The organism is Eubacterium sp. LMAG:50 (assembly GCF_008680265.1).
GTDB classification, from domain to species: domain Bacteria; phylum Bacillota; class Clostridia; order Lachnospirales; family Lachnospiraceae; genus Eubacterium_U; species Eubacterium_U album.
The window spans coordinates 1,249,505-1,262,630 of record NZ_NALP01000007.1 but is presented as its reverse complement, the minus strand read 5'-3'; the positions used below and the strand labels follow the sequence as shown (position 1 = coordinate 1,262,630).

Below are 13,126 nucleotides of genomic sequence, written 5' to 3'. Positions count from 1 at the left end.
TCCTTCTATCTTCTAACGTATTTTCTTAGCATAGGTAACAAGCTGTTTAACTGTTCCCCACAATATTCTATTTCTTTAATAGTATTTAATGTGCTAAAGCTAAATCTTACAGTTGATTCTAACAAATCTTTATCTATGTTCATAGCTTTTAAAGTAGCACTTACTGCCGGTCTGTTAGATGAGCATGCTGAGCCGGCTGATATATAAATTCCTCTTTCTTCTAACGCATGAAGAAGTACTTCACTTCTTACGCCTTTAAAACTTGCACTTACAATATGCGGTGCACCTTGTTTTCCTTTCTGACTGTTTACAGTAACATCTTCCATTTCATTTAAAATATCAATAAGTCTGTCTTTTAAGGAAATAAGTTTGTCCACCTTTTCATCAAAATTTTCATAAGCTGCTCTTGCCGCTTCACCAATTCCTGCAATACCAGGCACATTCTCTGTACCTGAACGCATTCCTTTTTGCTGTCCGCCACCAAATATAATTGGTGATATTTTTGTTTTGTCTTTTATATATATAAATCCTGAACCTTTTGGTCCATGAATTTTGTGTCCGCTTACAGTAAGAATATCTATATTTAGCTTTTTAGGTTTTATGTCTAACTTGCCAAATGCCTGAATAGCATCAACATGGAATACAACATCTTTTTTTACTGACTTAATATATTTTCCAATTTCTTCAATAGGTTCTATTGCACCTACTTCATTATTTACAAACATAACAGAAACAAGAATTGTATTTTCATTCATAGCATTTTTAAGGCTTTCCATAGCTACAATGCCTTTGTTATCTACAGGTAGATATACAATCTCAAATCCCTGTTCTTCTAAGTATTTCATCGTTGCCGCAACAGAAGAATGTTCAATTTTTGTAGTTATTATTCTATTTCCTGCTCTTTTATTTGCCTTAGTGCTTCCTATTATTGCAAGGTTATTCGACTCTGTGCCACCTGATGTAAAATATATTTCTTTCGGGTCTGTTTTTAATATTTTTGATATATTTTCCTTGGCCTGCTTAATATATTTTTCAGCATTTACACCTACCATATGCATAGATGATGGATTTCCATAATCCTGCGTCATAACTTTTACAACTATATCTTTTACATTTTCTGTCACTACTGTTGTGGCTGAATTATCAAAATACGCTTCCATTTTTGCTCCTTATTCTTCCATCATAAACATAATTACTGACATAATAGCCATGCCTGCCGTTTCAGTTCTTAAAATTCTTTTCCCCAAAGTTATTGGAGTTCCATTTTCCTCCATAACGGCATTTACTTCCTCTTTAGCAAATCCTCCCTCAGGTCCTATGAAAATTCCAACAGATGTGTCTTTTTTTAAGCCTCTAATGATATTTCTTGTCTTTTCCATATCATCTGCTTCTTCATACGGCATTATAATCATGTCTAATTCTTTAGCCATATCGATTGCCTGTTTAAATGTGCAGACATCATTTACTCTAGGAATTATTCCTCTTTTACTTTGTTTTGCTGCACTTTCTGAAATGGCATTCCATCTTTTCACTTTATTGGCTGCCTTTTTTGCATCTAACTTTACTATTGACCTTTTTGTACTTACCGGCACAATTCCATAAACTCCAAGTTCTACCATTTTCTGTATTACTGTTTCCATTTTATCGCCTTTAGGCAATCCCTGAAACAAATATACTTTTATAGGCAATTCTCTTCCCGGTCCGTTTATATCTAATATTTTTGCTTCAACTTTTTCATCATCCATATTTAAAATACTGCAGACATATTCCTTATCATTTCCATCGCTAATAAGGATTTCTTCTCCGATTTTCATACGAAGAACATTTTTTATATGATTAACATCACTACCTGTAACTAAAATAGTATCTTCTAATATATTTTCGGCATTAACAAAAAATCTATACATTCTATACCACTCTTTTAATCTGAAATCTTCTGTGCCATAATTGCACGCCAGTCACCTTGATTTACTGTTTCCATAAATTTTAATTTGTGATTTTTCTTTATGGCATCAACTACATCTTCTTCTTTCATGTAAATAATCCCTGATGAAATAAATATTCCACCTTTCTTTAAGAATTTATCTACGATTGCTGATATTGGAATAATTACATCTGCTAATATATTTGCAACAACTACATCATATTTATTAAATCCGACTTTTTTCTGTAATTCTTCATCATCTATAATATTTCCATCATACAAATCAATGTCATCCATCGCAATATGATTTACCTGGAAATTTTCTTTTGATGCAGTAATTGCAGCCGGATCAATGTCAGTCATTGCCATTTTACCTGCCTCTAATTTTTTTGCAACTATAGACAAGATACCGCTTCCACATCCTAAATCAAGTACTGTATCACCAGGTTTTACATATTTTATTAGCTGATTGATGCAAAGTTGAGTTGTTTCATGTTTTCCTGTTCCAAATGCAGTCCCGGGATCAATTTCAATCATCTTCATATCTTTATGAGCTTCATCAATTTCTTCCCATGTAGGTTTAATATAAAATTCTCCTACAGTAAAAGCTTTAAAAAACTGTTTCCAATTATTAACCCAGTCAATGTCTTCTGTTATATCTTTTTCTATTGTTCCCTCTCCAACATTTATAAATAATGATGCTTCTTTTAATTTTTCTCTAACTTTATGAAGTAATGCTTCATCGTCATTATCTTCCTCTGTATAAAAACTTATATATGCTGTTCCATCATCTTTAGGAAGTGTTGGAAGATAATCTATAAACATTGCCTTCTTGTCCTCTTCTGATAAAGGCACATTGTCTTCTATCTGTATTCCATCTATACCAAGTTCAATCATCAAACCACTTATATAATCTATAGCTTCTGTTGTTGTTTTTAACGTATATTTATTCCATTTCATAAATAAAATCCTCTCTTAAACCACAAAACATCATTTTATTATAAACGCTAAAACTTTTTAATGCAACCTTTCATAAATATCCCTTTCAGCCTTTTCACTTTTTATTTCTCCATAAACTGTATGTCACAAAGTGGAACATACATCGCCGGGCACGCCAATATAAAAGAAACCTTATAAAAAGGAATTCTTCCTAATTATAAGGTTTCTCTCGTTTATTTATTATTGCAATTCAAACAGTTTATATATGTAGCTTTAATTATTTAACCTTAACTACTTTCTTAGCACTCCATTCTTTGCTCTGCTTTCCATTCTTGTTTACAACAGCAACTCTAACGTAGTATTTCTTTCCACTTGTAAGATTCTTTAATGTTGCATTTGTCTTAGCCGTAACAACTTTCTTTGCACCAGCCATACTGCTCTTTGTTGAATACTGTACAACATATTTCTTTGCTACTGCACTCTTGTTAATAGTAACCTTAGCTACGCCTTTCTTAGCTCTTACTTTCTTAATTGTTGTAGCAACCTGTTTTACTGAAATGTTAGAACATTTTACAGATGATGAAAATGTAGGATCTCCATCCTTTGGTAATGTAACTAAACCATTGTAAAGACCTGCTAACTGTTCATCTTCTCTGTCACCCATTTCTCCGCCAACGCCAAAGTATAATGAAAGATGTCCACTATAATTCTTAGCCAAAGTAAAATCTAATGTTACTGTCTGTTCTTTATCCTGCTGTAACTGTACCCACTTAAATGCTAATGGAGCCTTATCAGGTTCGTATGCATTAGGATCATCTCCTTCAACCTTAACAAGAACCCATTTATCTAAATTAGTTGCTTTAAGTTTACAACTTACTGTATATGACTGGCCTTTCTGGTACTTAAGGTTTTCATTCTTAATCTGAGCTCCCCAGATTCCACCCCAGCCAATTGAATCCATATCGGCTGTCCAAGATGACTTAGAATTTTCTGTCAAAGCTCCTTCTGCTCCTTCAGCCCATCCTGATGAAGCACCAAAGTAACTGTCCCATTCATTCTTAATTAATTCTGTTTTAGCTGCCTGAGTTGGTACTGCAGGTACTACTGCGATAGCCATTGCTGCTGCCATTGCTAATGTGGCGATTTTCTTTAAATTCTTTCTCATTTCAATTTTCCTCCTGAACTTTATAACTATTATACAGTCAGTATAGTTAAAAACGTTTCAAAAGTCAACATATTTTATTATAAACCGCTTATTTTTTTGCTTGTTTTTGTACAATTTGACTATTAGTGATTACTCTCATTGGTTTTATTGTTCACAAAAACTTTTTTTTGCAATTTTTTCTTGTTTTATTGTTACTTAATTTAATATATACATTACTTATTTCTTCTTTATTTATTTAAATGATTGTTTTAATATTTTCTAACTTATAAAATTTTTTTCAAATTTTTAATATATAAAAATACGGATATAAAAGCAATTTTACTTTTATATCCGCAATATTTCTTTTTTCTAATCTCTTAATCTAGTTTAAATTTATCTTTAAAGCTCTTTTTCTTTGGCTTTTCATCTTCACTTTGGTTTAGTGTATTTCCTGATATTTTGTCTAACTGTTTAATTAACTCTTTTTGTTCATGAGTCAATTTTTCAGGTACTCTTACAATCAAAGTTGTATATTGATCACCACGAACCGCTTTATTTCTAATACTTGGAACACCTTTTCCTTTTAATCTGATTCTTGTTCCTGTCTGTGTTCCCGGTTTTATGTTAAACAATACATCTCCATCTACAGTGTTAACTCTTACATCTCCTCCTATTGCTGCCTGTGCAAATGAGATTGATGTATTTGTATATAAATCCATTCCATTTCTTTGGAAGTTTGGATTGCCTATAATTCTAACCTGTACTAATAAGTCTCCTCTTGGTCCGCCATTTCTTCCAGGTTCACCTTTTTCTCTGATTCTTACACTCTGTCCGTCATCAATACCTGCCGGAATTGTAACTGCAATCTTTTTAAGACTTGAAGTATATCCTGTACCGTGACATGTTGTACATTTATCCTTTATAACCTTACCTGTTCCGTTACATTCAGGACATGTTGTAATATTCTGCATTGTTCCAAAGAAGCTCTGCTGTGTTGTAACTACCTGACCTCTACCTCCGCATCGGCTACATGTTTCAGGTTGTGTTCCAGGCTTTGCACCTGTTCCATGACATGTTGTACATTCATCTTTAAGATTAAGACTTAATTCCTTTTCGCATCCAAATACAGCTTCTTCAAATGTTATTCTGACTGAAGCACGAATATCTGCTCCTCTCATAGGACCATTGCTGTTTCTTGAACTACGTCTGCCTCCGCCAAATATATCTCCGAATATGTCTCCAAATATATCTCCAAAGTCTGCAGAATTAAAATCAAATCCTCCGGCTCCTGCTCCTGCGCTTCCATCAAATGCTGCATGACCAAATTGATCATACTGACGTCTCTTATCAGCATCACTAAGTACAGCATATGCCTCTGATGCTTCTTTAAACTTCGCCGCAGCTTCTTCCCCAGGATTTACGTCCGGGTGATATTTCTTAGCCAATTTTCTATATGCACTTTTTATTGTGGCTTCATCAGCATTTTTATCAACGCCTAATACCTCATAATAATCTCTTTTTTCCGCCATTTTTATCACCTTTCATATTAGTATGAATAAATAATCTGCAAATAAAACACGGATGTCATACCCTAGTCCTATTTTCATTATTTTTATATTAGTATAAATAACTTGTAAAACCCGTCCGGGCTAAACCCGGACGGGATACATTCTATCATATTCTATAACCCAGTGCTATATGTGTATTCAGATTATACTTCCTTGTAGTCACCATCAACTACATCATCTGCTCCAGCTCCTGCATTAGGATCCTGGTAAGCTCCCTGTGCTCCCATATCAGGACCTGCTCCCTGTGCTCCAGCCTGTGCCTGAGCCTGTTCATACATCTTTGAGAATACTTTCTGTGAGCTTTCCATTAATTTTTCTTTTCCATTCTTTAAGCTTTCAATCTGAGCATCTGTGATGTTCTGGTCATCTGTAATTTCAGCAATTACAGCCTTTAATGCATCGATGTCAGCCTGAACTGCTGCCTTATCATTTGCATCAATCTTATCACCAACTTCATTCAAAGCATTTTCTGTCTGGAATACCATTGAATCAGCTTCATTCTTAGCATCAATGCCTTCCTTACGTTTCTTATCCTGTGCTTCAAATTCAGCAGCTTCTTTTACAGCCTTATCGATATCTTCATCAGACATATTTGAACCTGCTGTAATTGTAATGTGCTGTTCTTTTCCTGTTCCTAAATCCTTAGCTGAAACATTTACGATACCATTTGCATCAATATCAAATGTAACTTCAATCTGTGGAACACCTCTCTTTGCTGGTGGGATTCCATCAAGTCTGAACTGTCCAAGGCTCTTGTTATCTCTTGCGAACTGTCTTTCACCCTGTACTACGTTGATATCAACGGCTGTCTGGTTATCTGTTGCTGTTGAGAATGTCTGGCTCTTCTTTGTAGGAATTGTTGTATTTCTTTCAATTAATCTTGTTGCGATACCACCCATTGTTTCAATTGATAATGAAAGTGGAGTAACATCAAGAAGTAAGATTTCGCCTGCGCCTGCATCACCTGCAAGTTTACCACCCTGAATTGATGCACCGATTGCTACACATTCATCAGGATTCAAACTCTTAGATGGTTCATGACCTGTAAGCTGTTTAACCTTATCCTGTACTGCAGGGATTCTTGTTGAACCACCAACTAATAATACCTTTCCAAGTTCAGCTGCTGTAATTCCGGCATCTCTTAATGCATTCTGTACAGGAACTGCTGTTCTTTCAACTAATGCTCTTGTTAATTCATCAAATTTAGCTCTTGTAAGAGTTAAATCAAAATGCTGTGGTCCTTCAGCTGTTACTGTAATGTAAGGGATGTTAATGTTTGTCTGTGTTGCTGAAGAAAGTTCCTTCTTAGCTTTTTCTGCTGCTTCTTTAATTCTCTGAAGTGCCATCTTATCTGTTGTAAGGTCTACACCTGTCTTTGTCTTGAAGTCAGAAATCATATAATTTGTAATTGCTTCATCAAAGTCATCACCACCAAGTCTGTTATCACCTGAAGTTGATAATACTTCGATTACACCATCACCAATTTCGATAATAGATACATCAAATGTACCACCACCTAAATCGTATACCATAATCTTCTGTTCTTTTTCATTATCAAGACCATAAGCTAATGCTGCAGCTGTTGGCTCGTTGATAATTCTCTTTACATCAAGTCCTGCAATCTTACCTGCATCTTTTGTTGCCTGTCTCTGTGCATCATTGAAGTAAGCAGGTACTGTAATAACAGCTTCTGATACCTTTTCACCTAAGTAAGCTTCAGCATCACCTTTTAACTTCTGAAGAATCATTGCTGAAATTTCCTGTGGTGTATATTTCTTATCATCAATTGCTACTTTGTAATCTGTTCCCATATGTCTCTTAATTGAAGAGATTGTCTTGTCAGCGTTTGTAACTGCCTGACGTTTAGCTGTTTCACCAACTAATCTTTCACCTGATTTTGCAAATGCTACTACTGATGGAGTTGTTCTAACACCTTCTGCATTTGTAATAACTGTAGGTTTTCCACCTTCCATAACTGCTACACATGAATTTGTAGTTCCTAAGTCAATACCAATAATCTTTCCCATGATATATTTCCTCCTAAATTGATAATTTTCTTATTTCTCGGTTTTCCGAGTTCAAATATATGTTAAATAATTTCTTATTTGTAAAATTAATTAGCTACCTTAACCATGCTATGTCTTATAACACTGTCTCTATATTTATAGCCTTTCTGGAATTCCTCAACAACAACATTTTCTTCTAATTCGTCATTGTCTTCATGCATTACTGCATTGTGTAATTCCGGATCAAACTGTTGGCCTTTAGCTTCAATGACTGTAACTCCCATTTCTTCAAATGCTGTCATCAACTGCTTATATATTAAATTCATTCCCTGACCTGTTGGTGATTTTTGTTCTTCTTCTGATAATGCTGCGATACCTCTTTCAAAGTTATCCACAATCGGAAGAAGTTTTTCAATAATTGATCTTGCACCAACTTCAAACATTGCTGATTTTTCTTTTTCGCTACGGTTTCTATAGTTTTGGAATTCAGCCATAAGTCTTTGATGTTTATCAGTTAACTCTTCTATCTGCTGGTCTTTCTTATCTTTCTTTCCAAATATTTTTTTCTTTTCTTTTTTGTCTGAAGAATTTTTATCTTCTGCTTCTTTTTTGTCTTTATCTTCTTTAGTATCTTCTGTTGTTTCTTTTTCAGTTTCTACTGTTTCATTTGTATCTTCTACTGTTTCTTCTTCAGTTTCAGATTTTTCTACCTTTTCTTCTTCAGGCATATCGTTAATATTCTTTTCCATTGGACCTTCCTTTCTATTCGTCTTCCTTCTTGAAAGCATCGCTTAACTGGCCCTTAACTGTTCTTAATGTCTCTACAACTTTCTCATAATCCATTCGCTTCGGACCTATAACTCCGATGGTACCTTTAATGCCATCTTCTAATTCATAAGTTGCTGTTACAACACTACAATCCTTCATTCCTTCTACCGGAGTTTCTTCACCGATATAAACCTGAATTCCTGTTTCATTATCATTTACCAAATTGGTTAATGGCTTCTTTTCTTCAAATGTTGAAAGCAACAAACTTGCATTCTCGTTACTGCTTAATTCAGGATACTTCAAAATATTCGTTGCACCTGATGTATAAATCTTCATCTGTGCTTCTGATGCAATGGCTTCTGTAATTGCCTGTAACACATCTGTTACTAATTCTTTATGTTCACCTGCATTAGATGTAAGTGTTGAAATAACAGCTATGTTAATCTGCTCAACTGCTAATCCTGCAAGACTTGTATTGAGTGCCACATTAAGTCTCAAAACCATTTCTTCATTAATCTGATCTTTAACTTTTATAATCTTGTTTACTACTCTGTTTCTTCCCGAAACAACAATACATAAAATCTGATTGTCATCCATAAGTGACAGCTGAATGAATTTTATCTTATCTTCGTTATCCCTTGATGTTGAAATCATTGTTGCATAATTAGTATTGGTTGCAAGCATCTTCGCCATATTCTGAAGAAGGGTTTCAACCTTATCAACCTTTTCAAATAAAAGGTTTTCTCTTTCAGTTACTTTCTTTTCTCTGTTGTCTAATTCCTGAACTTTTTCTTTCATTAAATCGTCAACATAAAGTCTGTAACCTTTATCTGTAGGAATTCGTCCTGCTGATGTATGAGGCTGAACTATATATCCCATCTCTTCTAAGTCAGCCATCTCATTACGAATGGTTGCTGAACTTAAGTTAAGATCTGTATACTTAGAAATGGTTCTTGAACCAACGGGCTCGCCTGTTTCCAAATAGTTACGAATGACTGCCTGTAATATTTTTACTTTTCTCTCTGTCAGTTCCATATTCCATCTCCTTTCTACTTTATTAGCACTCGTTAGTTTTGAGTGCTAACATCTTTCATAAATTAAAATAGCACCCACCATATTATTTGTCAACATTTTTGCAAAAAAAATTATAGAAACTTTTGTAAATAATTTGTGAACATAGAAAAATAGCACAAACCTTAAGGATGTATATAATATCGAAAGAACGCTTTCGCTGCTTGCAATTAAAAATGTATATAATATCGAAAGAACGCTTTCGCTGCTTGCAATTAAAAATGTATATAATATCGAAAGAACGCTTTCGCTGCTTGCCACTCGTAGCAGTTCTAATGTTCCACCATATGGTCTGACATTAGAACCTTCGGTTCTAGTCATTCCATATGATGGAACATTGAACCGACGGCGGCAAATGCTCTTTCGGTATTATATACATCTATCTGGTTTGTGCTATGATTTTTATTAGTATTAAATAGAATATTTTCCATATTATAATAAAAACTCTGATAATACTACATTGCTTACATCAATTCCTCTTTCGGTAAGTTTTATATTGTCGTTTTCGGTTTTCAATAATTTCTCCTGTGTGAGTTTTTCTAAGACATTACCGTATACGTTTTCTATCTTCTTATTAAATAATGTTTCAAATTTAGTTTTGTTTACTCCTTCCATCATTCTAAGGCCTAAAAACATAAATTCTTCCATCTGATCATTTTTAGAGAGTCTTTCAATGTTTTTATGAATTGAACCTAATCTATTATAATCAGTATCAAAGTCTGTATCATTATCACTTTTCTTTCGATAAATTTTTTCTTCGAATACAGATTCATCTTCTCTTGATTGTTGATTATTATTTTCAAATTCATAATCATCTTCATCTTCAAATAAATAATCCATCATTTCTTCACTTCCATATTGAAAAGCTGTCATTTCATCCATATTATCTTCGCAATTGTATATTTCATTTATGAAAGCAATGTACTTATTTAAATCTGAAATATTATTATATCGTTCATTTTCTAATAAAGAAGCTGCTCCTGTTCCAAAGCCAATATAATTTTTTCTCTGCCAATATCCTACATTATGTCTGCATTCCATGCCTTCTTTACTATAATTTGATATTTCATATCTGTGATATCCATTTTCTTCTAAGATATTCTTTGTCATGTAATACATTTCACGCTCAGTATCTTCATCAGGAAGTATATCCTTTCCCTGCAATGCTGCTTCATTTACCCTGTCATACATTATCGTGCCTTCTTCTACTATAAGGCTATACGCCGATATGTGCTCTGGATTCAAGGCAACTACCTTTTCTAGAGTTTCTTTATATGATGAAATCGTTTGTCCCGGAAGTGCACTCATTAAGTCAATGTTAATATTGTCAAATCCACATTCCCTTGCTATTCGATAATTATCCAAAAACTCCTGCCATGTGTGTATTCTTCCAATGCTTTTTAATTCATCATCATTTGCTGACTGAAGTCCTATGCTTAATCTGTTCACTCCGGTTTTCTTGTAAACTTCTAATTTTTCTCTTGTCAAAGTGCCCGGATTACATTCTATCGTTATTTCTGTATTTTCATTTATATTTGCATATTTTTTTACTGCATTCATTATGCATTCAAATAAATGTGATTCCAATATAGAAGGGGTTCCTCCTCCAAAAAAGATTGAATCTACTTCATATCCATTCAAAATATTTTTTGACAATTCAATTTCTTTTATTAACGCATCCACATACTCCTCTTTAGTTTTGCAATCTGCCCTGTCGGAGAGAAAATCACAATAATCACATTTTTTTACGCAAAACGGAATATGGATATATATTTCTAAATGTTTGCTCATTTTTACCTCTCTTTTCAACTAATAAGGTCCCTCTGCCTGCTGCAAAGAGACCTTTTATATTAATCTTCGTCCAATTTGAGTACTGCCATAAATGCTTCCTGTGGTATTTCAACGTTACCAACCTGACGCATTCTCTTCTTTCCTTCTTTCTGTTTTTCAAGAAGTTTTTTCTTACGTGAAATATCGCCACCATAACATTTAGCTAAAACATCTTTTCGCATTGCCTTAACTGTTTCTCTCGCAATTACTTTACTTCCAACTGCTGCCTGAATTGGAATTTCAAATAACTGACGTGGTATTTCATTTTTAAGTTTCTCGCACATTTTTCTGCCTCGTTCATATGCTGTAACATCCGGAACTATAAATGAAAGTGCATCCACTTCTTCCTTATTAATAAGAATATCAAGTTTAACTAACTTAGCTGCTTCATATCCTTTCAATTCATAATCAAATGACGCATATCCTCTTGAGCGGGATTTAAGTGCATCAAAGAAATCATATATTATTTCATTTAACGGAATATCGTATTCGAGTAATGCTCTTGAACCTTCTACATATTCCATTCCTATATATGTTCCTCTTCTTTGCTGACATAATTCCATAATAGCACCGATAAATTCAGTTGTTACCATTATTTCCGCATGAACAATAGGTTCTTCCATATGCTCAATTTCACTTGGGTCAGGCAAATTAGAAGGATTTGTAAGTTCTATAACACTTCCATCATTTTTATATATTTTGTAAATAACACTAGGTGCAGTTGTAACTAAATCAAGATTGTACTCACGCTCAAGTCTTTCCTGTACAATTTCCAAATGAAGCAATCCTAAAAATCCGCATCTGAAGCCAAATCCTAATGCAAGTGATGTTTCAGGTTCATACTGCAAAGCTGCATCATTTAACTGTAATTTTTCAAGAGCATCTCTTAAATCAGGATATTTTGCTCCATCTGCCGGATAAAGTCCACAGTAAACCATAGGATTAACTTTTTTGTATCCGGGAAGTGGTTCTGCACAAGGATTATCTGCATTAGTAATAGTGTCACCTACTCGCGTATCTTTTACGTTTTTGATGCTGGCTGTAATATATCCAACCATGCCTGCACTAAGTTCATCACATGGAATAAACTGTCCTGCTCCAAAATATCCTACTTCAACTACATTTGCTGTTGCTCCCGTAGCCATCATTTTTATATTCATACCTGCTTTTACAACACCATGTTTTAAACGGCAAAAAACAATAACTCCCTTATACACATCATATAAGCTGTCAAATATTAATGCCTGAAGTGGTGCGTCAACATCTCCCTGTGGTGCCGGTATTTTTTCCACTATCTGTTCTAATACTTCTTCTATATTTAATCCTGTTTTTGCTGAAATAAGTGGTGCATCATGAGCTTCAAGTCCGATCACATCTTCTATTTCATTTATAACTCTTTCAGGATCTGCACTAGGCAAATCTATCTTGTTGATAACAGGGAATACTTCCAAGTCATGATCAAGTGCCATATAAACATTTGCCAAAGTCTGTGCTTCTACACCCTGTGCTGCATCGACAACAAGGATTGCACCATCACATGCTGCAAGGCTTCGTGATACTTCATAGTTAAAATCGACATGTCCCGGTGTATCGATAAGGTTAAAAATGTATTCTTCTCCATCTTTTGCCTTATATACCGTTCTTACTGCCTGTGACTTAATCGTTATTCCACGTTCTCTCTCTAGTTCCATATTATCAAGAACCTGTGCCTGCATTTCTCTGCTTGTTAACAATCCTGTTTTTTCAATAATTCTATCTGCCAAAGTTGACTTTCCATGGTCAATATGGGCAATAATGCAAAAGTTTCTTATTTTACTCTGATCAATGTGAGCCACTGTTGTTCCTCCATATTGTTTTATATTAGTTTCTTGTTTGA

General features: G+C 34.2%; 10 protein-coding genes. All 10 read right to left on the bottom strand.

Features of this window, described 5'->3' with window-relative positions; genetic code table 11:
• Positions 1 to 5: 5 nt before the first annotated feature.
• The 10 genes from CCC31_RS10775 to lepA all read right to left on the bottom strand — a co-directional run bounded on the left by CCC31_RS10775 (position 6) and on the right by lepA (position 13,085).
• Complete coding sequence (locus tag CCC31_RS10775; RefSeq protein ID WP_290851499.1) at positions 6 to 1,160, bottom strand: cysteine desulfurase family protein; 1,155 nt, start codon at positions 1,158 to 1,160, stop codon at positions 6 to 8.
• Between the two features lie 9 nt (positions 1,161 to 1,169).
• Positions 1,170 to 1,907 (bottom strand): 16S rRNA (uracil(1498)-N(3))-methyltransferase, encoded by a 738-nt coding sequence (locus tag CCC31_RS10770; RefSeq protein WP_290851497.1) that lies wholly within the window; start codon positions 1,905 to 1,907, stop codon positions 1,170 to 1,172.
• Positions 1,908 to 1,921: 14 nt separating this feature from the next.
• Positions 1,922 to 2,884, bottom strand: coding sequence for a 50S ribosomal protein L11 methyltransferase (gene prmA, locus CCC31_RS10765; RefSeq protein ID WP_290851495.1), 963 nt, complete (start codon positions 2,882 to 2,884; stop codon positions 1,922 to 1,924).
• A gap of 256 nt (positions 2,885 to 3,140) precedes the next feature.
• On the bottom strand, positions 3,141 to 4,028 hold the full coding sequence (locus CCC31_RS10760) for a fibronectin type III domain-containing protein (RefSeq protein ID WP_022089236.1): 888 nt from the start codon (positions 4,026 to 4,028) through the stop codon (positions 3,141 to 3,143).
• A 356-nt stretch (positions 4,029 to 4,384) separates the two neighbouring features.
• On the bottom strand, positions 4,385 to 5,536 hold the full coding sequence (gene dnaJ / locus CCC31_RS10755) for a molecular chaperone DnaJ (RefSeq protein WP_022089237.1): 1,152 nt from the start codon (positions 5,534 to 5,536) through the stop codon (positions 4,385 to 4,387).
• A 182-nt stretch (positions 5,537 to 5,718) separates the two neighbouring features.
• Entirely contained in the window at positions 5,719 to 7,602 is a 1,884-nt protein-coding gene (gene dnaK, locus CCC31_RS10750) for a molecular chaperone DnaK (protein WP_022089238.1), read from the bottom strand.
• A gap of 86 nt (positions 7,603 to 7,688) precedes the next feature.
• Positions 7,689 to 8,330, bottom strand: coding sequence for a nucleotide exchange factor GrpE (gene grpE, locus CCC31_RS10745; protein WP_022089239.1), 642 nt, complete (start codon positions 8,328 to 8,330; stop codon positions 7,689 to 7,691).
• Positions 8,331 to 8,343: 13 nt separating this feature from the next.
• Entirely contained in the window at positions 8,344 to 9,384 is a 1,041-nt protein-coding gene (gene hrcA / locus CCC31_RS10740) for a heat-inducible transcriptional repressor HrcA (protein WP_022089240.1), read from the bottom strand.
• A gap of 468 nt (positions 9,385 to 9,852) precedes the next feature.
• Complete coding sequence (hemW, locus tag CCC31_RS10735) at positions 9,853 to 11,211, bottom strand: radical SAM family heme chaperone HemW (protein ID WP_290851489.1); 1,359 nt, start codon at positions 11,209 to 11,211, stop codon at positions 9,853 to 9,855.
• Positions 11,212 to 11,270: 59 nt separating this feature from the next.
• Positions 11,271 to 13,085: a translation elongation factor 4 gene (gene lepA / locus CCC31_RS10730; RefSeq protein WP_290851487.1), complete on the bottom strand. Its 1,815-nt coding sequence runs from the start codon at positions 13,083 to 13,085 to the stop codon at positions 11,271 to 11,273.
• Positions 13,086 to 13,126: the final 41 nt, after the last annotated feature.

Bases quoted from the DNA above. Each gene is read 5' to 3' on its own strand.
- CCC31_RS10775 (WP_290851499.1), bottom strand. From the start codon at position 1,160: ATGGAAGCGTATTTTGATAATTCAGCCACAACAGTAGTGACAGAAAAT.
- CCC31_RS10770 (WP_290851497.1), bottom strand. From the start codon at position 1,907: ATGTATAGATTTTTTGTTAATGCCGAAAATATATTAGAAGATACTATT.
- prmA (WP_290851495.1), bottom strand. From the start codon at position 2,884: ATGAAATGGAATAAATATACGTTAAAAACAACAACAGAAGCTATAGAT.
- CCC31_RS10760 (WP_022089236.1), bottom strand. From the start codon at position 4,028: ATGAGAAAGAATTTAAAGAAAATCGCCACATTAGCAATGGCAGCAGCA.
- dnaJ (WP_022089237.1), bottom strand. From the start codon at position 5,536: ATGGCGGAAAAAAGAGATTATTATGAGGTATTAGGCGTTGATAAAAAT.
- dnaK (WP_022089238.1), bottom strand. From the start codon at position 7,602: ATGGGAAAGATTATTGGTATTGACTTAGGAACTACAAATTCATGTGTA.
- grpE (WP_022089239.1), bottom strand. From the start codon at position 8,330: ATGGAAAAGAATATTAACGATATGCCTGAAGAAGAAAAGGTAGAAAAA.
- hrcA (WP_022089240.1), bottom strand. From the start codon at position 9,384: ATGGAACTGACAGAGAGAAAAGTAAAAATATTACAGGCAGTCATTCGT.
- hemW (WP_290851489.1), bottom strand. From the start codon at position 11,211: ATGAGCAAACATTTAGAAATATATATCCATATTCCGTTTTGCGTAAAA.